Annotated in this window: 17 protein-coding genes; 5 read left to right on the top strand and 12 right to left on the bottom strand. The window is 56.8% G+C overall.

Features of this window, described 5'->3' with window-relative positions:
• Positions 1 to 275: 275 nt before the first annotated feature.
• From FDZ78_RS04885 to FDZ78_RS04865, 5 genes are all read left to right on the top strand, one after another.
• The gene (locus tag FDZ78_RS04885; RefSeq protein WP_107032125.1) at positions 276 to 1,232 is read left to right on the top strand and encodes an RnfABCDGE type electron transport complex subunit D; all 957 of its coding nucleotides are present in this window, start codon (positions 276 to 278) and stop codon (positions 1,230 to 1,232) included.
• On the top strand, positions 1,229 to 1,807 hold the full coding sequence (locus tag FDZ78_RS04880; protein WP_123398841.1) for an RnfABCDGE type electron transport complex subunit G: 579 nt from the start codon (positions 1,229 to 1,231) through the stop codon (positions 1,805 to 1,807). The genes FDZ78_RS04885 and FDZ78_RS04880 overlap by 4 nt, the downstream gene beginning before the upstream one ends.
• A gap of 15 nt (positions 1,808 to 1,822) precedes the next feature.
• Entirely contained in the window at positions 1,823 to 2,416 is a 594-nt protein-coding gene (rsxE, locus tag FDZ78_RS04875) for an electron transport complex subunit RsxE (protein WP_107032123.1), read from the top strand.
• 56 nt (positions 2,417 to 2,472) lie between these two features.
• Positions 2,473 to 3,054, top strand: a complete 582-nt coding sequence (locus FDZ78_RS04870) for an electron transport complex protein RnfA (protein ID WP_107032122.1) — start codon at positions 2,473 to 2,475, stop codon at positions 3,052 to 3,054.
• Positions 3,055 to 3,274: 220 nt separating this feature from the next.
• Positions 3,275 to 4,498, top strand: coding sequence for an IS4 family transposase (locus FDZ78_RS04865; RefSeq protein WP_068960910.1), 1,224 nt, complete (start codon positions 3,275 to 3,277; stop codon positions 4,496 to 4,498).
• A gap of 144 nt (positions 4,499 to 4,642) precedes the next feature.
• On the opposite strand, the gene FDZ78_RS04860 is transcribed toward FDZ78_RS04865, so the two are convergent.
• From FDZ78_RS04860 to FDZ78_RS04810, 12 genes are all read right to left on the bottom strand, one after another.
• The gene (locus FDZ78_RS04860) at positions 4,643 to 5,929 is read right to left on the bottom strand and encodes an MFS transporter (RefSeq protein ID WP_370291741.1); all 1,287 of its coding nucleotides are present in this window, start codon (positions 5,927 to 5,929) and stop codon (positions 4,643 to 4,645) included.
• A 19-nt stretch (positions 5,930 to 5,948) separates the two neighbouring features.
• The gene (locus tag FDZ78_RS04855) at positions 5,949 to 7,451 is read right to left on the bottom strand and encodes a glycoside hydrolase family 28 protein (RefSeq protein ID WP_107032121.1); all 1,503 of its coding nucleotides are present in this window, start codon (positions 7,449 to 7,451) and stop codon (positions 5,949 to 5,951) included.
• A gap of 255 nt (positions 7,452 to 7,706) precedes the next feature.
• A complete protein-coding gene (locus FDZ78_RS04850; RefSeq protein WP_136408129.1) occupies positions 7,707 to 9,206 on the bottom strand; it encodes a pectinesterase family protein in 1,500 nt (499 codons plus the stop codon).
• 132 nt (positions 9,207 to 9,338) lie between these two features.
• Complete coding sequence (locus FDZ78_RS04845; RefSeq protein WP_136408128.1) at positions 9,339 to 10,673, bottom strand: SpoIID/LytB domain-containing protein; 1,335 nt, start codon at positions 10,671 to 10,673, stop codon at positions 9,339 to 9,341.
• Positions 10,673 to 11,614: a DUF4922 domain-containing protein gene (locus FDZ78_RS04840; protein WP_168181943.1), complete on the bottom strand. Its 942-nt coding sequence runs from the start codon at positions 11,612 to 11,614 to the stop codon at positions 10,673 to 10,675. The genes FDZ78_RS04845 and FDZ78_RS04840 overlap by 1 nt, the downstream gene beginning before the upstream one ends.
• Positions 11,604 to 11,843: a hypothetical protein gene (locus FDZ78_RS14595; RefSeq protein ID WP_168190006.1), complete on the bottom strand. Its 240-nt coding sequence runs from the start codon at positions 11,841 to 11,843 to the stop codon at positions 11,604 to 11,606. The genes FDZ78_RS04840 and FDZ78_RS14595 overlap by 11 nt, the downstream gene beginning before the upstream one ends.
• Before the next feature lie 89 nt (positions 11,844 to 11,932).
• The gene (locus FDZ78_RS04835) at positions 11,933 to 12,937 is read right to left on the bottom strand and encodes a glycosyltransferase family 2 protein (RefSeq protein ID WP_137426183.1); all 1,005 of its coding nucleotides are present in this window, start codon (positions 12,935 to 12,937) and stop codon (positions 11,933 to 11,935) included.
• Positions 12,938 to 13,091: 154 nt separating this feature from the next.
• Complete coding sequence (locus tag FDZ78_RS04830; RefSeq protein WP_136408125.1) at positions 13,092 to 15,974, bottom strand: N-acetylmuramoyl-L-alanine amidase; 2,883 nt, start codon at positions 15,972 to 15,974, stop codon at positions 13,092 to 13,094.
• Positions 15,975 to 16,153: 179 nt separating this feature from the next.
• Positions 16,154 to 17,203 (bottom strand): 4-phosphoerythronate dehydrogenase, encoded by a 1,050-nt coding sequence (locus tag FDZ78_RS04825; RefSeq protein WP_136408124.1) that lies wholly within the window; start codon positions 17,201 to 17,203, stop codon positions 16,154 to 16,156.
• 77 nt (positions 17,204 to 17,280) lie between these two features.
• Positions 17,281 to 18,267 (bottom strand): hypothetical protein, encoded by a 987-nt coding sequence (locus FDZ78_RS04820; protein ID WP_124075723.1) that lies wholly within the window; start codon positions 18,265 to 18,267, stop codon positions 17,281 to 17,283.
• Complete coding sequence (gene purD / locus FDZ78_RS04815; protein WP_136408123.1) at positions 18,264 to 19,664, bottom strand: phosphoribosylamine--glycine ligase; 1,401 nt, start codon at positions 19,662 to 19,664, stop codon at positions 18,264 to 18,266. Before purD ends, FDZ78_RS04820 begins: the two co-directional genes overlap by 4 nt.
• Positions 19,665 to 19,739: 75 nt before the next feature.
• Positions 19,740 to 21,308 (bottom strand): class I SAM-dependent RNA methyltransferase, encoded by a 1,569-nt coding sequence (locus FDZ78_RS04810; protein ID WP_107032112.1) that lies wholly within the window; start codon positions 21,306 to 21,308, stop codon positions 19,740 to 19,742.
• Positions 21,309 to 21,318: the final 10 nt, after the last annotated feature.

Genomic DNA, 21,318 nt, shown 5'->3' with positions numbered 1-21,318 from the left:
CGCTGACAAGATCTGAAAAGATCCACTACTTATGACAGGCTTCCCGACCGCTCAAAAGGCCGGGAAGCTTTTTTTGATTCTACCGGAGGTTTGATCTCATTGGTCTAATTCCCCCACCTCTCCCAAAGCTCCCACTCTTCCCAAAGCTCCCAATCCTCCCAATGCTCTCAACTCTCCCGATCCTCCCGGCCTTCCCGCTGCTTAAAAATTTTTCATTTTGCTCATTAACTGAAAAATTATTAATTTTGCACCACTAATACCAATTACAAAACTTAATGAGCCAACTAATCACCATTTCCCCGTCCCCTCATGCGCACACGCCGGTGACGGTGCGCAGGCTGATGCTTAACGTCATCGTAGCCCTGCTGCCGGCCGTAGCCCTCGCTCTCTATTGTTTCGGTCTTGGAGCAGCAGTAGTGATAGCCACATCTATCGCAGGATGTGTCGTAGTCGAATATCTCATCTCGCGCTACATGCTTGGCGAGAAACCCTCTATCGGCAATCTTTCAGCCGTGCTCACAGGCCTCCTGCTCGCACTCAACCTCCCGTCTAACCTCCCGATCTGGACAGTGCTGATCGGCTGCGTGATCGCAATCGGCATCGGCAAGATGACCTTCGGCGGCCTCGGCTGCAACATCTTCAACCCCGCCCTCGTAGGCCGTGTGTTCCTCCTGCTCTCATTCCCAGTGCAGATGACCACCTGGCCGCTGCCCATGGAAAACCGCATGGCATATCTCGATGCAACGACCGGTGCAACAACCCTCGGCCAGCTCAAAATGGACCAGATCAGCGGCGCTGACGTCGACATCCTCACCCACGCCCTCGGATTCACCGGCGGCTCGATGGGTGAAATGGGTGCCATCGCACTCCTGATCGGATTTATATATCTTCTGTGTACACGCACCATCACCTGGCACATCCCCGTGTCGATCCTCGCCACCGTAGCCCTCTTCTCGCTCTGCATCGGAGTGAACCCCGGAGTCCAGCTCGTCACCGGCGGTCTGATGCTCGGTGCAATCTTCATGGCCACTGACTACGTAACCTCGCCGATGAGCCACTCAGGCATGATACTCTACGGAGTCATGATCGGCATCATCACCGTGGTAATCCGCCAGTGGGGCGCATATCCTGAAGGCGTATCATTCGCAATCCTTATCATGAACGGTCTCACCCCGCTCATCAACCGTTATCTCAAACCCCGCAAGTTCGGAGAAGGGAGGGTAGCAGCATGAAATCTACACTCGTAAACATGGTGCTCTCTCTAGGCGTCATCACGATAGTGGCCGCCGGCGCGCTTGCCGGAGTCTACACCGCCACCAAGCAGCCCATCGAAGAAGCAAAGGCCGCAAAGCAGAAAGCCGCGATAGGCCAGGTGCTTCCTGAGATCAGCTTCAACAACAATCCCGCCGAGGAAGCCGCGGAAGTAACCGTAGACGGCGAGACCGTAACCGTGTTCCCCGCCCGTCAGGACGGCGAGCTCGTTGGCCTCGCGGTTGAAAGCCACGACACAAACGGCTTCTCAGGCCTCATCACAGTGATGTATGGCTTCAACCCCTCAGGTGACATCACCGGCTATGCCGTGATGCAGCATGCCGAGACCCCCGGCCTCGGATCGAAGATGGGAGAGTGGTTCTGCAACCCCGCCCACAGCATCATCGGTCTCAATGCCGCCACTTCGAACCTCACGGTCAGCAAAGACGGTGGCGATGTCGATGCCATCACCGCAGCCACCATCTCGTCACGCGCATTCCTGCGCGCGCTCACCCTTGCCGACAAAGCCTCAAAACAATTCGCTGACCGCCAATAAAACCGACTCCAAGCCATGAACGATAAACTTAAAATACTATTCAACGGTATCATAGCCGAAAACCCCACCTTCGTGCTGATGCTTGGCATGTGTCCCACGCTTGGCACCACCGGCAGCGCCATCAACGGCATGAGCATGGGACTCGCCACAATGGCAGTGCTCATCTGCTCCAACGTAGTAATCTCTCTGATCAAGAACTTCGTGCCCTCTAAGGTGCGCATCCCTGCCTACATTGTAGTGATCGCCGCCTTCGTGTCGGTGCTCCAACTCGTGATGGAAGCCTACGTGCCCTCGCTCTACGCCACTCTCGGCATCTTCATCCCTCTGATCGTGGTTAACTGTATCGTGCTCGGCCGCGCCGAAGCCTTCGCCTCGCGCCACGGGGTGCTTGACAGCTGTCTCGACGGCATCGGCATCGGACTCGGATTCACTGTGGCTCTCACCATCCTCGGCGCCGTCCGCGAACTCCTCGGCACCGGCAAGGTGTTTGATCTCACCGTCTATCCCGAACAGTTCGGCTCGCTTGTCTTCGTGCTCGCCCCCGGCGCGTTCATCGCCCTCGGCCTGCTCATCGCTCTCTTTACCAAGCTCAGATCAGCCAAGTGTTAATCCACCTCCACACACTATCTCTACTCTCATCCACCTTATTTTAACAGAATAACGAAATGCTCGAATATATTTCCATCATAATAACGGCAATCTTTGTCAACAACATTGTCTTTGCCCAGTTCCTCGGCATCTGTCCGTTTATCGGAGTTTCGCGCAAACTGTCGAGCGCGGTAGGCATGGGTGCGGCGGTGACATTCGTGATGCTTCTCGCCACTGCCATCACCTGGGCACTTCAGGACCTCGTCCTCAACCCCTTCGGCCTTGGCTTCATGCAGACTATCGTCTTCATCCTCGTGATCGCAGCCCTCGTGCAGATGCTTGAGATCATCCTCAAGAAGATCGCTCCGGTGCTCTACAGCGCCCTCGGAGTCTTCCTGCCGCTCATCACCACCAACTGTGCCGTGCTCGGCGTGGCCATCACAGTGGTGCAGAAAGGCATGAATCTCGGCGAAAGCATCGTCTATGCCCTCGCAACCGCCGTAGGATTCACAATGGCTATAGCCATCTTCGCCGGCATCCGCGAACAGCTTGCCTGGACCTCTGTTCCCAAGGCAATGCGCGGAGTGCCCATCGCCATGATCTGCGCCGGCCTTCTGGCTATGGCTTTCATGGGCTTCTCTGGCATCAAGATCGGCTGATATCCCACTTCGGAATAGCTCCTGCATCCCCTTTGCAGGACCGCATAAAAACAGACATCCACCCCTGGAAACCGCATTGTGCGGCAACAAGGGTGGATGTCTGTTTTTATTACTGTCCGCTAAACTTTTTTTGAGCGATTGAAAAATTAGGGCTGACACCTATTGCAGGAGTCAGCCCTAAATGGTTATTTTGGTGTCGCCAAACAATCCATGAATAACCATGAGTAAAAGTAGTAATTTCTTCGGACAGCCGATATATGGACAGCTGATAAAATCACTCAATCGTGAAAAAATTGTTGAATTCAGCCGAAAACACGGCGGAGAGAAGTATGTAAAGAGCTTTGACGGCTATACGCATCTGCTTACGATGCTCTATGCCGTGATCCAGCGCTTCGACTCATTGCGTGAGATAGAGACATCTATGACAGCGGAGGTTCGCAAACTGCACCATGTCGGAATTGATACTGTACCAAAGCGCAGCACCCTGTCGGATGCAAATGCCCGACGGTCAGAGAAGTTCTTTGAGGATGTCTATCGCGACCTGTATGCAGCCAACAAAGACATTCTTTCATCGGACAGCAGACGCAACGGCACGGAAGAGTGGATAAAGCAGCTTAGGATTATCGATTCCACTACAATCACATTGTTCTCCAACGCTATTTTCAAGGGTGTTGGCCGACACCCCAAGACGGGAAAGAAGAAAGGCGGCATAAAGGTACACTCTGTCATACACGCCAACGAGGGCGTCCCCTGCGACGTGCAGTTCACTTCGGCGGCGACCAATGACTCTTTCATGCTTGCTCCGAGCCATTACAGCCACAACGAGATAGTCGCTCTTGACCGCGCCTATATCAATTATGCCAAATTTGAGGAACTGACGGACCGTGGCGTTGTATATGTCACCAAAATGAAGAAGAACCTAAGTTATGAGGTACTTGTAGACTGTATGCATCAGAACCCGCAGGGACTGATGGAATACCGTGAACAGGTCGTGGTGTTCCGTAAAGACGGCATAAACCACATCGCCAGAATAATTACATACGTTGACATCAAGAAGAACGGGAAGCCAAAACTCATATCGCTTCTGACCAACGACTTCGACATGCCGCCAGAGACAATCGTGGCGATATACCGCCGCCGATGGCAGATAGAGTCTCTTTTCAAGCAGATCAAACAGAACTTCCCCTTGAGATACTTCTATGGCGAGAGCGCCAACGCCATCAAAATCCAGATATGGGTTACACTCATCGCAAATCTGCTGCTGTCAGTACTTCAAAGCAAACTCGAAAGACGTTGGAGCTTCTCCGGGCTGGCTACAATCGTCAGAATTGTGCTGATGTATTACCTGAATCTCGAAAAGTTCCTCAATCAGCCCGATGCAGACCTGAAAATCATGCTCGCCGAAGCATCGGAATCGCCTCCCGAAGTTCCTGAAAACTGCTGAGGGGGCTTGTCAAATACAAAAAGTAAGCCCAACTTCTGCCGTTCAGGAAGTTGGACTCGCCTTTTTATGGTTTAGCGGACAGTAATAGTCTGTTTTGTATTGTCTCCGGCGCGGGGGGCTGATACCCTCCGGCAGCGTCTGCCGCTATTTCTTCACCCCGAATGAGGGGTCGATCCTGATAAGATATGTGACACCGATAGTGGCCAGACAGCAGATCATGGTCCAGATGAAGAAGTTCTGGTAGCCAACTGCCTCCTGAATCCAACCGGCGGCCATGCCGGGCAGCATCATGCCGAGAGCCATGAAGCCGGTGCAGATGCTGTAGTGAGCCGTGCGGTGATGGCCTTCGGAGAAATAGATCAGATAGAGCATATAGGCCGTGAAGCCGAAGCCGTAGCCGAACTGCTCGATGGAGACACAGATGTTGACAACCGCCAGCGGAGCGTCTGTGGCGAAACTGAGATACACGAATGTCAGGCAGGTGAGCGACATGCTCCATGCCATAGGGCGCAGCCAGAAGCCGAGTCCGCGGCGCGCGGCCACGATGCCGCCAACGATGCCGCCGAGTGTGAGCCCGATGATTCCCACAGTGCCGTAGACCACCCCGACCTGCGCGGTGCTCAGACCGAGCCCTCCGGCCTCCGCAGGGTCGAGGAGGAAGGGGTTGATGAGCTTGACCAGCTGGGCCTCAGGCAGGCGGTAGAGGAGCATGAAGATAATTGCCACCCCGACCTGCTTCTTTCTGAAGAATTCGGTGAAGACATCGACAAATTCACGCCACACATCAGAAGCCGAGCGCAGTTTTCCGGCCTTGCTTTCCACCTTAGGCATGGCCCATGAGTGGTAGAGGGCGAAACCGAGGAAGAGCAGCGACAGTATGGCGAAGACTATGGCCCATGAGAGCGGAATGTCACCGGTGGTGGTTTCAAGTGCTCCGGCTATGATGACGAGCAGCCCCTGGCCCACTACGGTGGCCACACGGTAGAACGTGGAGCGTATGCCCACGTAGAGCGACTGCTGGTGTTCGCTCAGAGCAAGCATATAGTAGCCGTCAGCAGCTATGTCGTGGGTGGCGGAGGTGAATCCTACCATCCAGAACACGGCCAGTGTCAGAGAGAACCACAGCGGAGTGGGAAGCGCGAAGGCTATGCCGGCAAAAGCGGCGGCTATGAGCCACTGCATGGTGAGAGTCCAGTGCCGTTTGGTGCTGATGATGTCAACAAAGGGGCTCCAGAAGGGCTTGATGACCCACGGCAGGTAGAGCCATCCGGTATAGAGGGCTATGTCGGTGTTGGAAATGCCCAGACGTTTGTACATGATCACCGAAATAGTCATCACGGCAACGTAGGGGAGCCCTTGGGCAAAATAGAGAGTCGGAATCCACGTCCAGGGATTCCGACTCACGTTCGGTTGTTTCGGATTGCTTTTCAAAGTCGGGTAGTGCTTGTGGTCACTTTTTGATTTTTACATTCTTGACACCCTCGCCTTCGGTGATCTTGTCGCCGGCCACATCTACTGTGACATTGTCGAGCGTCAGGCCGTCCACGTGGTTGAGCAGGAAGCCTGCGTCGGCACGGAAACGGGAGTCGGTGATGACCACGTTTTTCATCGGCATCTCAGGCAGACCGTTGAAGAGCGCCGCGCGTTTGGCCGAGCGGCAGGTCACGTCTTTGATGTAGATGTTGCGGAACGAGGGGGTCTCTTCTGTCACCGGAGGAACAGGAGCGCCCGGCTTGATGCCGTAGTACATGTCGAAGATCAGAGCCTCGCCGGCAATGTCGGTCATCTTGATATTGTCCACATATATGTTTTCGACCACGCCGCCGCGACCGCGGGTAGATTTGAAACGCAGGCCCACGTCGGTGCCGATGAACACGCTGTTGCGGATCACAATGTCTTTGCAGCCGCCAGACATTTCAGAGCCGATCACGAAGCCGCCGTGGCCGTGATAGACAGTGCAGCCTTCTATCACTACGTCGCGGCAGGGAATGCCACGTTCGCGGCCGTCCTTGTCCTTGCCTGATTTGATGCAGATGGCGTCGTCGCCCACATCGAAGCGGCTGTTGATGACGAGCACCTTGTTGCACGACTCGATGTCTATGCCGTCACCGTTCTGCGCATACCAGGGGTTGCGGACGTTGATGTTGTCTACAATCAGATTCTCGCACAGGAGCGGGTGAAGGTTCCAGGCGGGAGAGTTTTCGAATGTGGCATCTTTGAGCAGCACATTCTTGCAGTCGATGAACGAGAGCAGCACCGGGCGGAGGAAGTCATGGGCATAGTCCACAGTCTCTTTGTCACCGTGGTGCACCTTGGCCTGGAGTGCCTTGTTTTCATAGACCTCGCGGATGCGTTCGTTGGGAAACCACACATCGCCCTTGGCGTTGACGCAGCCGCTCTTCAGAAGCGCTTTCCACTGGTTGTCAGTCATTTTGCCTCTCTTTACAGGGCGCCATTTCTGGCCGTTGCCGTTGAAAGTGCCGTCGCCGGTGATTGCGATGTCATGTTTGCCGCGGGCCGAGAGGGGAGATGTGGCGCGGTGAGTCGTGAGACCTTCCCAGTCAGAGGCTACTGCGGGATAGTCGGCGAGGTTTTCGCTGAAAAGCACCAGCGCGCCGCGTTCGAGATGAAGTTCGACGTTGTTTTCAAATGCAATCGGGCCGGTGTACCAGATTCCTTCCGGAACCACGAGGCGGCCGCCGCCCTTGGAGGCGAGGTGGGCCATTGCTTTGGCGAAGGCTTCGGTGTTGAGAGTGACACCATCGTTGACACCGCCGAAGTCAGTGATCTTGATCTCATAGGCCGGAATCACCGGGGCCGAGACCTGAGGCTGGTTGATGGGGAGATTCTTGTAGTAGGAACTGTAGTCAGTGGTCTGGGCGGTGGCGCTTGTCATCTGGGCGAGACCCACAAACAAGCCTACCGCGTAGGCTGAAAGACTTTTAAGTTTCATGATTTAGATGTGAAAAAATATGATTTGGTTGAAAAATTATATTGTTCGGTTAAAGAGATATCAAGGTATATGTATTCCCCGCTGTGAAAACACTGTGGTCAATACTCAAAAATCCACCGCCTGACGTTCAAGCGAATGATTTTAAACCACAAATATAGCCTTTTCGCCTGTAAGATCGAAATATTCAGAGTGATAAAATCTTAAAATTCATCGGATTCTTCATCTGAATTCTCTTTTGAGGTGTGATGTTGGATCTCACTTCTTCATGGGGTCCCATCCGCCGAGCACCCATGCGGGGTTGCGGTAGAGTTCTATAAGGGCCTTGTCTTTCACGGGGTCGAGCACACGCGAGCCGGGGGCGCGGCGCGAGGTGTCGGCTGGCTTGCCGTCTGAGAGGTTGACCGATCCGGCCTCCCAATAGCGCACGTAGGTGTTGCCATCTTTCTCAAGACCACTCCATCCCTCAGGACGGATGCCGTCGAGGCGGCAGTCGATGAGCACAAACTCGGCGTTGGGATAGGTGCCGTTGGTCCGGGCAAAGACCGCCTTGTCGCCCTTGCCTATCATCGTGCAGTCCACAAAGACGTCACCGTGGCAGGAAGAGCCGTTGCGTATGTAGGCAAACGGGCCGGAGGTGACGATGGTGCAGTTCTTGAAGTATGCCGGACCACGGCCGAGCACGGTGTCGCCATGACCTTCGAGCCGGCAGTTTCTGAAGTATGCCGGGCCGTTGGACTGCAGCGCGTCGCCCGAACCTCTGATGATCATGTCTTCGAGATATATGCGGTTGCCGTTGAGCAGAAGGCCCTCGGCCTGACCTGTGACAGTGGTGGCCACGGTGAAATTCCTGAGTGTGAGGTCTGTGCAGTGGTCTGCGGCAAATGCGGCGCGGCGTGAGGGGAAAGTGCCGAGCCACTCGTTGGTGCTGACATCAGCGGGGTGGGGATTGAACACCTCATTGTTGGGATAGTGGACATAGACCCCCTCGCGGCTCTCCCCTTCGATGGTGAGGTTGGTCTTGTTGCGGAAGTAGACCAGCTCCTCATAGTCTCCGTTCTTAATGAATATCTTCCACGGTTCGGTGCTGAAGTCCGGCACGTGGTCGAGGGCGCCCTGGAGAGTGAGGAAGTCGCCTGAACCGTCGCGGGCCACGGTCAGCTGCCGACGCTCCTGAGCGGGTGCTTCGGGCCGTGTCTTGAATTTCCAACCGTCTTTCTTGCTTATACCCTTGAACTTTCCTTTGGCAAGGGTGAAGGCTGATGCCGGGACGGTGACATAGTACTCGCGTCCGTATTCGAGCAGGTTGTGGTGAGGATATATCTCTGCGGTGTTGCCCGATAGCATCACGGGATAGAAGTGGAATCCGTCAGTGAATCCGCCTATTATTGTCAGCTGATAGCGCGAAGTGTCGCGTGCGGCAGTGCCCGATGGAGTGCCCGGCTCACAGGTGGCGTTGGTCAGGCGCGGAGTGTGATAGTTGTAAGGCTCAAGGGTGTATGGAGCTTTGGGGAGTTTGGTCTTTTCAGTCGGGCCGGCAGGTATCGAGAGGTCCAGCGAGTCTACCTGAGCGTCTGTCGCGGCATCAAAGATGCGTATCACCCCGGAGGTGCCGAGGGTCGGCGTAGAGGGGAAACAGATGGTGAGGCGTGTGTCTGGCGAGACCTCCGCTCCGGCGGCTGGCCATACCTCAGGCAAGGCCGCTGAAGCGACAGCGGCCGCCGCTCCGGCAAAAAGGCAAGTGACGATTCTTTTCATGGTCTGTTCTGTTAAGAGGTAAAATTAACGTGGCATATGCAGAAGAGCAATTGTTATGAAACACCCTCTAAATCTTAAGTAGCTCTTCAAAATTAACCGATATTTATAAGCAAAGTGTTGCTAAACACTGTTTTAATATAGTCTTGTGAGGGTTGAGCCGGGGTAGTAGCGGGCGAGGATTTCGGAGTAGCCATAGCCGCGTTCGCCCATGATGGCGGCTCCGATCTGACAAAGGCCTGCGCCGTGGCCCCATCCGGCTCCGTGGAGAGTGAAGCCTGAAGGGGTGCCGTCGGCTTCCGGAGCCAAAGGCTCGACCACAAAGGCCGAGCTGTAGAGATGGCTGTCAGAGAGAGTGCGGCGTATCATCAGTTCCTTGCCTATGATGCGTTCTCCCTTTGTGCCGGTGATTTTCAGTTCACGGATTCGTCCGGAGGTGCCGCGGGTCAGTGGCGTCAGGCTCAGTATGCGGCCGAGATCTTCGCCAAGACGGTCGGCCACGAGGCGGGCGATTTTTTCCTGCGTCAGTGTCTCTGTCCAGCGGTAGAAGTCGGGAGTCTCGCGGTCATAGCCGTTGAGCACCTGCGAGAGCACTCGCCGGTCGGTGGTGTTGCAGAAGGCTTCCGGCTTGCCGAGTATCCAGCTGACGGCGTTTTCTTCCACCGTCAGGTCCGGGTAGTCAGTCGGGTCCACCCCGTCGCGCCGGGGCTGGAGGTAGGGGCGCGGAGTGTCGTCCCAGCATGTCTCGAAGACTTCAAAGACTCCGCCGCAGCATTTCGAGAAGCGGGTGTCGCAGAGCTCGCCTTCGAAGGTCAGGACCATTCCGCGGGTGTCGGCCACGGCTCCGGCTGCCACCGGGGTAGAGACGCGGCTGATGCCCTGATAGCGCTGGCAGTGGTCGTCGGCGCAGACATCGAAATTGAGATGGTCTTCGCGGTCCCAGTATCTGATTAGCGAGGGTCCGGGATTCAGGGCTCTGACATCGGGGCGGCGGTCGGCCGGAGGGATGGGCTCCTTGCCTCGTGACATCATTGACAGCACCCATCCGCGCGAGATCACGGCATGTGCCCTCAGCAGTTCCAGCGAGGAGGTGGAGCTCATTTCGCTTGAGATGACGCTGACAAGATAGTCTTCGACATTGACTTCGTTGACGGCCGTTAGTCTGCCGTTTTCAACTATCACGCGCAAGGCTCCGCGGAAGCGCTGGTTTTCCTTGCGCTCCCAGTGGAAATCGACACCGATGGTCACTCCTTCGAGTTCGAAACTGTCGCCTGCATAGGAGGTGGGTTCGAATTCGAGCGACTGGCTGACGCGGCCGTTCCAGCTGACGGCGAGGCCTGATTCGCTGAGGCTTACTTCCTGACGCCCGGTGACCATCTCGCCTGAGGGCGTGGAGTAGAGACCGGTGAGGGTGAAACTTATGGTCGGGGCTGAGAGGATGCCGACTCTGACTCGTGGTTCCTGGGGCATTATTGCTGTGGGGTGTTGAGTTGTTGGTAGCGGTGAATTGTGGCGGCGAATTGCTGTTCGTCGAGGCTGACTTCGCCCAGAATGGCGGTGGCGGTGGCAAGGTCGAGCCTCTCGAAGTCTTCAGGGCGTGAGCAGACTATGGTGCCGAGCATTTCGATTGTGGCGGGGCTTACGAGCATCTTGCCGGGTCCGGAGCCGTAGACAGCCGGGCGGTGGTGGCGGCGCGGAGCTATGAATGTGCGGAGTCTGCCGTCGGGGAGCATCACCATAGCCACATTGACCATCGGCTCCGGCTCAGCCTGTGGCAGCGAGTCGAGCAGCAGGTCGGCGCAGCGGACAAGGGCGGCTGTGTCTGTGGAATCAATGATGAAGAACGGATAGGGGACCGCGCCGCTTACGCTGCGCAGCAGCTTGCAGCCGTCTGACGAGTCAATAGTCTCCAGTGGCAGTCTCGGATCGGTCAGACCGGCGGCAACCTCCGTAGAGATAGCCTGGAAGTGCAGATGGTCAGGAGCGGAGGCTCCGCAGAGCGGACCGTTGTAGAAGACGCATAGGTCTCGGAATTCATGCGTGAGCCGGGCCATCTCCTGCAGGTGTCCGCTGATGCGCTGCGGTTCATGGCGCGCGGATGCTATGGTGTAGTGCCGCCGGGCGAGGGGATAGGGGTTGACAAGAGTCTGAAAGCCGTGGCCGGTGATGGCGCTCTGTTCCGGCGGGCGGTTGGCCTCGCATAGGAAGCATGGGCGCGCGGCTATGCTCTGAGGATCGGTCTTGGCTGTGATGGAAGCGCGGCGGTGGCTGACAAGCAGCTTGCGGATTCTCCACGGCTCGCTGTCAGTCAGGCTTACTGCCTGGGCCGATGCCTTTTCAAGATTGCTGAAGTTTTCAGCAGCCAGAGGCCACGCCGCAAGTTCAGACCGGAGGAAACTTTCAGGATTCATGGTTGAGCTTCTGGCGTGAGATGAGTTCGAGGGTGCGCACCCGGTCCTTGTAGGTGTTGTTGGCGTTGATACGCTCAGGGCTGAGGGCATGGTCGGAGTTGCCTTCCCAGCGGCGGCATGAGTAGAGCGGTTCATAGATGCGCCCTATCGGGTAGCGGCGGCTGACGGCAAGCCCCATCGAGTAGTCTTCGCCGTAGCTGACATCCGGAAATCCTATCTCGCGGGCCACGGGGGTGAAGAATGCCCTCGGCGCGCCGAGACCGTTGATGCGCAGGGCGTTGTTTGGCCCGTTGTCATCGGTCCATTCCGCATGGTCTATCAGTCCGGGGGCAGCGGATTGCCCTCAAAGTCGGTGAGCATATACGAGCCGATGACCATTGCGGCACCGGTCTCACGAAACTTGCCGACGATCATTTCAAGAGTGTCCGGGCGGCTGTAGATGTCATCGCTGTCGAGCTGCACGGCGAAGCGTCCGCAGTCGGGGCTGTTGATGCCGAGGTTCCAGCAGCCGCCTATACCCGGAGCCGGCGCGGGAGCCGGGGCGGTGCTTATGATCTTAAGACGCGGGTCTGAGGCCGCGATTTCGGCAAGAATCTCTGATGTTCCGTCGGTGCTGCGGTTGTCTATCACAATGACGTTGAACGGGAATGACGTCTGCTGAGCCAGAGCGCTTCTGACGGCATCGGCTATTGTGCGGTGGCGGTTGCGCACGGGGATTATCACCGAAGCCTCTGTCGGGAAGGAGCCTTCATCGAGGTCCGGGCGCGTGATTCCGGCGGGTGTCACCAGAGCGCCGAGGGCCTTGAGATGGGCCGTGGCGGCTTTTTCCATCTCTATCTGCGAACTGCGGTTGCGCGGGTCCACGTAGCGGAACTGCTCCTCACCCTCGTCGGCGCTGACTGAAGCCTTGGGCGAAGCCTGATAGAGAGTCTCCAGAATGTGCACAATCCTGCCGAGACGCGAGAGGCGCAGGCGCAGGTCATACCAGCCGGCAGCCTCGAAATCATCGGTCATATCCTCCACCGCACGGCGCATCATGGCGGGGTTCACAGCCACGACCCGGCCGAAGTCGAAGTCATCGCGGATGGCCCCCAACTGGCAGTCGATCAGCCGGTGGGGTACAGGATCGCCGCCGCCATCGGCAGGCGTAAGGAAATCGGAATACACCATTGCCGCACCGGTCTCGGCGAGAACACTGAGCAGTCTGTGGTCACCGCCGTTGACAAAGGTCACGTCATCGTCAGAGAGATGTATGAATATCGGACTCCGGCCGGCCTGAGCGGCCAGATCCTTCATGGTTTTGGTTGAAAAACGGGATTTCATGATTTTTACAGAAAGGCGCTTGAAATCAGAGTGTGACAGCCACACACCTCGCCTCACTGCAAAGTTCGTAAATTTCCCCCGATAAACCGCAATGAATCTCGGTCTTTGATTGAAAATAGCCCCTCCGGTATGTGAGAAGGGCTGTTGGGCGGCCTTAGGCTTGGCGGGCGGGGCCTTTGCGGGGTTTGCGGGCTTCGGTGTTTTCGGCGAGTTCGGCTGCTTCGCGGGGCCGGAGGTTGCGCGGGGAGCGGGTCTGCATCGGTGTGGTGGGTGGTTCGTGGCCTATGATGGTTTCCGGCAGTACTTTGGGGCGTGCGCCGGGATGCACACCTTCAGGGGCGGTGAAGAAGTCGAGGATCTGTTTCATCAGCGCGTCACGCTCGTAGCTGCCGGTGATGGTCTCGAAGGGGAAGCCGAGGGTCACGGCGCGGTGGGTGCCGGGGTCGAAGGCCACGCCGGCTATGTAGTCGTTTTCGGTGTAGCGCAGTATGGCGGTGCCGTTCGACGGGTCGATGGGGCTGAATGATTCGGGCGATTCCACGGCGTAGCAGTCGGCGTTGAGCTGCTGACGGAAGGTGAACGAGAGGCCCGGATGGAATTCGGCGTATTTCGATTTGACTTCGCGGACTTTGCCTGTGACTGTGGCTTTTGCCTGACGCCACTGGAGGCCGAGCACCGAGTGGCCGAACTGTCCGTCGGCTACTCGCTGCGAGCCTGTGGAGTGGCGGTTGTCAAAGAGGTCGCTGCCTATGTAGCTGCCCGACACGAAGAGTGAGCCGCCGGCGTCGCAGAACTGGCTCAGGCGTTGCTTGAGTTCGTCGGTGAAGGGTTTGAACTTGCGTTCCTGCGAGGTGCCTACGGTGATTTCTTTCTGCTTGCCGAGGATGAGGTCGATGATGCGGGCTTCGGGCATGTTGTCGACAAAGGCGTCGACTCCGGCTGAGATAAAGGAGTGGCCTGCGGCGCGGACGGAGGTGCCGTGGACATAGACGAAGTCGAAGGTGTTGCCGGCGAAGATTTCGGTCTCGTGGGTCGCGCGGCTGGAGCCGTGGCCGGGAGAGTCATTGGATGTCCATTCTACTCCGGGGCGGAATTCGGTCTGGAGGCCGGTGAAGTGGATGTCGCTGATGTAGGGCACTCCGTGGTCTTCCTCATAGTCGAAGCCTACGCGGCCTGAGGCATAGACTTCGACCGGGCCTGAGATGCGGGTGAAGCCGTTGACAATCAGCACCTGGGGTTTGTCGGTGCCGGTGTCGCACAGCGATAGAATCTCGGAGGGGAAGCTGATGCCTCCGTCATTGGCCGCGACAACCTTGTAGCTGTAGATGCGGTCATCCTTGACGCGGACCGTGAGTTGCGGATCATCGGTCACGGCCAGTTCGGTGAAGGCTCCATCGTCAATGCGTTCATAGACAATATAGTATGTGGGCTTGGCCGAGGGCTCCAGAGGATCATCGACACCCTGCCAGGTGAGAAGATATTCGCCTCCGCTTCCCGCGATGCGGAAATGGCTGACGGGCAGTGGCTCTACCACGTAGGGCACACCGTCTTTTTCATGGAGGTATTTCAGAATGCCTTTATAGATGGCTCTGCTGACGGTGAAACGGAATGTGGGGTCGAGGCCATAGCGCATGTCGGCGAAGTTCTGATGGCTCAGAAGCTCGATCAGCATTGCGGGCACTTTGGTGTCCATCACCTCGCGATAAGGCTTGTCACGCAGTTTGCGGCGGGTCCATGTCGGCTCGTAGAGGGTCTGGATGTCACTGACAATCTGGTCGGTGACCATGTCGGCATAGCGGCGAGAGGTGGAGCGGGCCTCGCCACTACCCAGACGCGTGCCTTTGGTGTAGACAATAGGCATCGTGCCCACAGTCTCTCCGGGATCAGATGTGGTGCCGGCGTCGGTATGGAATGCAAACGATAGGTCAACGGGAATTCCGAGGCCTTTCTCTCCCGGAAGCTGCGATGAGCCTCCGGCAAGGTAGTTGGCCCAGAGGGCGCGGCTCTTGTAGTCGTCCTCATAGTCGTTTTCGCCGTTGGTGATGCTATAGACCGACGAAGGGACACCGGCCCACTGCATCCAGTAGCGCGCGCCCTCGGTGAAACGCGGATAGGTGCTAACCACAGGCTCGCCGCCTGCAGCCGAGCGGCTGACATTACCCATGCCGCCGCCTATCTTGATGGCATCGGCCGTGACCACCTTGCCGCTCTCGGTCGAGACGTTTGACAGTTCCACCACCGGGATGTCGCTTTTGCCTGCGGCAAAGGGGAAGGTGCCGAGATAGACCCATGTGCCTCCGCCGATGCGCTGGTTTACGTCAAACTCCTCGCTTCCGGCGAGTGAGTTCACGATATAGCGCGCGTCGCGGGTGCTGCTGGGGAGCGAGGCATAGCTGATGTAGAGCGCATAGTCGCCGCCTTTGGGGAAATCGGCATACCAGGATGCGGTGGATGCTTTGGCCGGGTCGGTGACGGTGGTCACTTCGCGGACAGAGCCCATGCGGAAGGGATTGTCGCCGGTTTCCAATATCTCTTTCTTATATCCGAAACCTTTGATGCCGGCAGCGGCTGTCCATTTCTGTTGTCCGTTTTTCTCGTTATAGTCCTTCTGAGCGAAGCCTCCGTCCATGTCGACGATTATTTCCTGAGTCGAGGTGTCACGTTCGCGCGGAGTCATCACATAGGCCCCGGCATTTTCGAGCATAGGGATGAGGTAGGGGAGCACGTAGGCCTGTGGATACAGGTCTTCTACCGTGCCCATGAGCCGTGCGCGCTGCCACATCCAGCGCTCTTCATTCTGGTCGAAATATCGGCCGTGGCTTTGCCATAGAGCTATGTTCTTGCCGGCAAGCCCTTTTTTGACAGACGGTGCGTCCACACGTGTGACAAACGGTTCGCGGGCCGGACGCGGCACGGCTGGGGCCGAGACAACTTTGGTGGTTCTGGCCTTTTTTGCTTTGCTCCTTTTTGGGGTTTTGCCTGCTGCGCCTGCGGCAAGGGCGCAGAATATCATGAGTATGGTAAGAATCTGTTTCATAAGCAAGGTCCTCCGGTGCTATTGTATTATAACATCCGGGGAGTTGGTTTTACGGCTTTGTTATGAACCGGTTTTTACTTGTTTTCAGGAAGTTTCTGTAAATTTAAACCAAATTTAAACCGTATTTTGGCATGGTCCGGACCGAAAAGAGGTCTGGAAAAACATGTGGGGCCGGAGTCTCAGATGTGAGGTTCCGGCCGGAGACTGTAGTTGTTGCGCAGAGATTCGAAATATCTGCTTACGGCGGCATCGGGAGTGGGCAGATTGCGGGCTATGTGGTCGGCATTGATGTCATAGCCGAGCTGCTGTTCGGTGATTGTCTCCGATATGGGGCCTATTGCCGGAAGTCCGGCTGATAGGGTCTCGGCTGTGATGTCAAGACCGAAATGGTCCTGCAGATGGCTGGCAAGGGCATCGAGCACCATGCGGGTGGCTCTGATTTTTCCTTCGTTGGAATAGCCTGCAATATGCGGTGTGGCTACGAATGCTTCTGAAAGCAGTTCGAGGTCAATGTCAGGCTCGTTTTCCCAGCAGTCGATGGCCACTCCTGATATGAGATTCCGGCTGAGGGCGGTCTTGAGCGCCTGCGTGTCGGCCACTGGTCCGCGGGCGGCATTTATGATCAGTGGCCGCCGGCTCACGGCTGAGAGGAATTCCGAATTCAGCAGATGGCGAGTGGAGTGGGGTCCGGTCTTGGAATATGGTGTGTGGATCGAGATGAAATCACTTTCTGCAGCGATTTCCTCAAGGGTGCTGTAGATGTAGGTTGTGTCGCCGTTTTCCTGACGTGGGGGGTCGTTGAGGATTGTGGTCATGCCGAGGCCTAAGGCCCAGCGGTTGAGTATAGTGCCGACGTTGCCCACTCCGATTATGCCAAGCCTTTTTCCGGCAAGCGCTTCTTCGGGGGGCAGAAACGCTCTGATGGCTGAAAGCACGTATTGTGCCACTGCCGGAGCATTGCAGCCCGGAGCGTTGGCCACCGTGATGCCCCGCTCGCGGCAATAGTCGAGGTCAATGTGGTCGGTGCCGATTGTAGCTGTACCGATGAACGAGCACGTGGACCTGCCGAGCAGCGAGGCGTCGCAGCGTGTGCGTGTGCGTGTAAGAATAATGTCGGCATCTTTTACAGTCTCAGCCGAGATGGCATCGCCCGGCAGGAGTATTATCTCTCCGAGCGGACGGACTGCATCGGCTATATAGGGAATGTTGCGGTCGGCTACAATTTTCATGTGCGTATGGTGGTCTGTTGGCTAAGTTGTCTAAGCCGGTGTATGGATGCGTTTGTGTGGCAGCGGTGGCTTCCGTCTCAGCTCAACATTCCCCACATGTATATACCGAAATAGGCGGCCATCAGGACCACTACGGCAATGTAGCCACGGCGCATGACGGTGAAGCGGAAGAAATGTCCCACCTGGAAGGCCACACAGGCATTCAGGAGGGTGATGTAGAGCGGAAGATTGGTGAAGTTGACAATGGAGAAAATGCCGGTCGCGATCGAGAGAAGGGTCAGCACTCCGTTATAGGCGCGGGCCTGTGCGTTGAATCCTATGATCTTTATGAGATTCAGGTTGCCGAACACAAATCCGGCCAGCAGCGTCAGAGCCGCGGCCGAAAGCATGGGCCAGTCGGCACCATCGGCCAGCAGCATTGATGGAGGTGTGAAGCAGAACTGTGGGATTTCCGGCTCAGGTATCAGGCCGAGTCCCCAGGTGATCCACGCAGGAGTGATGTTGCCCAGAATCGCGGCAAGGATTTTTTTGAACGTGAACACTCGCATCTGTCCGAGTGCGGCGATGAATACCGGAATGTAGAGCGCGAATGTATATTCAGTCAGCTGCCCCAGTCCGATCAGAAAGAAGGCAAGAAAGACCCGGCGCGAGCTGATGCGCTGATTGTAGATGCTGAAAATCAGCCATACGGCTCCCATCATGATCAGCGCAAGCAGCGATGACGCTCCTAACTGGCCCATCACAGCCGGGGTGCAGGCTGTGACAAACACGAAATAGGCCGCGAAGAAGGCCGAGGTGGTGCGCAGCAGATTGAAGTGGCGGTTGATGATGATCATTACCGCCCCTGTGGCCAGGACCACGATGATGTTGGCCCACATCGAGATGCTGCCTTCGGGCAACCATGCCGATGGTGTTGGGAAGGCCACGGTGCGGAAATCGCCTATGTGCGCGATCTTGCCTGCGAACTGAGCCTGCAGGGTCATAAAAACCGCCGCGAGGCCTATGAGCACGCCCATGCCTCGCGAACGAATTATTCGGGTAAATGTGAGTTCTTTACGGGTCATCCGCGGTTTTCACTCAATTTTTTAAGGTCCTGGCCGATGTCGCGGCGCATGTATTTACCGTTGAATTCAACAGCATCGGCGGCTGCATAGCTGTTGGCGAGAGCCGAGTCGATCGAATCGCCATAGGCGCTACATGCAATCACACGTCCGCCTGAAGTGACGAGCTCGCCGTCGGCCTCGCGGCGTGTGCCTGCGTGGAAGAGAATGGCGTTGCTCATCGGAGTGTCGGCTCCGGTTATGGTCTCACCCTTGGTGTAGCTTCTAGGATAGCCGCCTGACACTATCATGACTGTTGTGGCATAGCGTGGATCTTCAGCGAGGGGAAGAGCGCCGAGGTTGCCTTTGGCCGCTGCTTCGAGCAGAGGAAGCAGGTCAGATGCGATGCGGAGCATCACGACTTCGGTCTCAGGGTCGCCCATGCGGACGTTGTATTCTATCACCATCGGCTCGCCGTCAACTTCAATCAGACCGAGGAAGATGAAGCCGCGGTAGGTTATGCCTTCGGCTATCAGGCCGTTGACAGTCGGGAGAATGATGCGTTCCTCTACCTTGCGCATGAATTCACTGTCGGCAAACACAACGGGGCTGACTGCTCCCATGCCTCCGGTGTTGGGGCCGGTGTCGCCTTCGCCGATGCGCTTGTAGTCTTTTGCCACGGGGAGGATGCGGTAGCCGCCGTTGCCGTCAGTGAGTACGAAAACCGAACATTCGATTCCCTTGAGGAACTCTTCGATAACCACTGTGGCCGATGACTTGCCGAACATTCCGCCCAGCATATCGCGCAGCGAGGCTTTGGCTTCTTCGAGAGAGTCGATTATGAGTACACCTTTTCCGGCTGCAAGGCCGTCGGCTTTGAGCACATAGGGGGCTTTGAGTGATTCAAGAAACGCGCAACCCTCTTCAACGGTCTCGGCAGTGAAACTGCGGTAGGCTGCGGTGGGTATAGAGTGGCGCACCATGAACTGCTTTGCAAAATCCTTGCTGCCTTCGAGTGCTGCACCTGCCTGAGAGGGCCCTACGATCAGCGGAGCACCTTCCACGCTCAGGAAGTAGTCATAGATTCCGGCCACAAGCGGGTCTTCGTTGCCGACTACGATCATGTCGATTGAATTCTCCTTGCAAAAAGCGGCTATAGCGGCGAAATCAAGCGGCGAGAGGGCCACGTTTTCACCGTAGGCATCTGTTCCGCCGTTGCCGGGAGCTATGAAAAGTTTCTCAAGGCGGGGAGAGAGTGATATTTTCCATGCGAGGGCACATTCGCGTCCGCCCGATCCGAGGAGCAACACTCTGAGCTTCTCACCTTGGCAGGCGAGGGTTTCGCCGGCGTTGAAAGGACTTTTTTCAGGCGCGTTGCTGACGGGATGGCGCAGAGTGTTGAGATTCTGTTGGAGTGACATGGCTTTTGGTTATATGGATTAGCGTGATTTGAGAATTTTATTTTGAAAAAGTATGGAAGGGGCTGTAAGTGTTGCTTATGCCTCTCCTTCGGAAGACGAATTGTCGGCATCCGGACGCTTCCAGCGGCGGCGGGTTCTCATGAACGGGCCGTCAGGCGCGGGTATTGACGGACGCTTGGGCGATTCGCCGAGCGATTTGAGCGCGTGGGGATTGCGGTGGCGCGAGAGGAGCTGTTCGGCTTCACTCTGTGCGGCCGTCTCTTCCTTGAACTTGCGTCTGCGTTCCTCGCTGCGGGCATAGCCGCCTTTCTGCGGGCGGTATCTGTCTTCAAGCTTGTTGGGTTTGCGGCGTGCGGCTCCGGCATCTTTGCCGCCCATGCCCTTTTCGCGGGCGTCGCGGCGCCATTCGCTGTCGCTCTTGCGTGCGGGCTGGCGGCGTTCCTTGCGGTCAGGGGTTTCTTCCTTTAGCACACCGCCTTCACGACGGAAGTCGCTTTTGGTGCCTTCGAAGATCACGTATTCGCGCAGTTCACAGTCGAGGCCTCCGTTCTGCATGGCTTCTTTGACCGAAGGAGTCAGTCCGATGGCTGTGAGATAGTCGATGTTTGAGGAGATGACCCAGGCGTGATAGCCGAGGAAGACACGTTTGAACTTGGTGCCGAGCGTCTTGTAGAGCTGCTCCATGTCCTGGACATTGATTCGCTCGCCGTAAGGAGGATTGGTGATGAGCACACCGGGCGCTCCCCCTGCCGGAGCCTCTTCCCAAAGCTGGAGAGGCTTTATGCGGAGGTTGATATATTCGTCGACACCGGCTGAAAGAATGTTGCGTTCGGCGATAGCCACGGCTTTCGGCGAGATGTCTGATCCGTAGATCTTGAACGGCACTTCGCGGAGGCCTGAATCTTCGGCCATCACCTTTTCAAACAGTTCGGCGTCATAGTCGCGCCAGTGTTCGAAGGCGAAATCCTTGCGGAAGCTGCCGGGCTTGATTCCGGCGGCAATCATAGCGGCTTCGATTAGGAAGGTGCCTGAGCCGCACATGGGATCGACCAGCGGACTGTCGCCGCGCCATCCGCTTTTGAGGATGATGCCGGCGGCGAGAACCTCGTTGATCGGGGCTTCGGTCTGTGCCACGCGCCATCCGCGTTTGTGGAGCGACTCGCCCGATGAGTTGAGCGAGAGGGTGACGCGGTCACCGTCAATGTGGACGTTGATCATCACGTCGGCATCGTTCAGACGCACGCCGGGGCGCTTGTCCTGGCCGAAACGGTCTTTGAAATAGTCGACAATGGCGTCTTTCACACGATAGGTGACAAAACGCGAGTGAGTGAACTCCGAGGAGTGTGAGGTGGTGTCGATAGAGAAAGTCTTTTCGATCGACATTACATCGCTCCAGTTGTACTCTTTCACCATCTCGTAGAGCGAGTCGGTGTCCTTGGCGATAAACTTGTAGATCGGCTTGAGGATAGAGAGTGCGGTGCGGCAGCAGATGTTGGCGCGGTAGAGCATGGCGAGATCACCTTCGAATGATACCATCCGTCGGCCGGGCTCGACATTGACCGCTCCGAGTTGCCGGAGTTCTTCAGCAAGAATTTCTTCAAGACCCTTGAAGGTCTTGGCAACCATTTCAAAACGATGTTCCATGTGGTAAATT

It is taken from the genome of Duncaniella sp. B8 (genome assembly GCF_005304985.1).
GTDB lineage: Bacteria > Bacteroidota > Bacteroidia > Bacteroidales > Muribaculaceae > Duncaniella > Duncaniella muris.
This window is presented reverse-complemented; position numbering and strand designations above follow the sequence as displayed.

Bases quoted from the DNA above. Each gene is read 5' to 3' on its own strand.
- FDZ78_RS04885 (WP_107032125.1), top strand. From the start codon at position 276: ATGAGCCAACTAATCACCATTTCCCCGTCCCCTCATGCGCACACGCCG.
- FDZ78_RS04880 (WP_123398841.1), top strand. From the start codon at position 1,229: ATGAAATCTACACTCGTAAACATGGTGCTCTCTCTAGGCGTCATCACG.
- rsxE (WP_107032123.1), top strand. From the start codon at position 1,823: ATGAACGATAAACTTAAAATACTATTCAACGGTATCATAGCCGAAAAC.
- FDZ78_RS04870 (WP_107032122.1), top strand. From the start codon at position 2,473: ATGCTCGAATATATTTCCATCATAATAACGGCAATCTTTGTCAACAAC.
- FDZ78_RS04865 (WP_068960910.1), top strand. From the start codon at position 3,275: ATGAGTAAAAGTAGTAATTTCTTCGGACAGCCGATATATGGACAGCTG.
- FDZ78_RS04855 (WP_107032121.1), bottom strand. From the start codon at position 7,451: ATGAAACTTAAAAGTCTTTCAGCCTACGCGGTAGGCTTGTTTGTGGGT.
- FDZ78_RS04850 (WP_136408129.1), bottom strand. From the start codon at position 9,206: ATGAAAAGAATCGTCACTTGCCTTTTTGCCGGAGCGGCGGCCGCTGTC.
- FDZ78_RS04845 (WP_136408128.1), bottom strand. From the start codon at position 10,673: ATGCCCCAGGAACCACGAGTCAGAGTCGGCATCCTCTCAGCCCCGACC.
- FDZ78_RS04840 (WP_168181943.1), bottom strand. From the start codon at position 11,614: ATGAATCCTGAAAGTTTCCTCCGGTCTGAACTTGCGGCGTGGCCTCTG.
- FDZ78_RS04835 (WP_137426183.1), bottom strand. From the start codon at position 12,937: ATGAAATCCCGTTTTTCAACCAAAACCATGAAGGATCTGGCCGCTCAG.
- FDZ78_RS04830 (WP_136408125.1), bottom strand. From the start codon at position 15,974: ATGAAACAGATTCTTACCATACTCATGATATTCTGCGCCCTTGCCGCA.
- FDZ78_RS04825 (WP_136408124.1), bottom strand. From the start codon at position 17,203: ATGAAAATTGTAGCCGACCGCAACATTCCCTATATAGCCGATGCAGTC.
- FDZ78_RS04820 (WP_124075723.1), bottom strand. From the start codon at position 18,267: ATGACCCGTAAAGAACTCACATTTACCCGAATAATTCGTTCGCGAGGC.
- purD (WP_136408123.1), bottom strand. From the start codon at position 19,664: ATGTCACTCCAACAGAATCTCAACACTCTGCGCCATCCCGTCAGCAAC.
- FDZ78_RS04810 (WP_107032112.1), bottom strand. From the start codon at position 21,308: ATGGAACATCGTTTTGAAATGGTTGCCAAGACCTTCAAGGGTCTTGAA.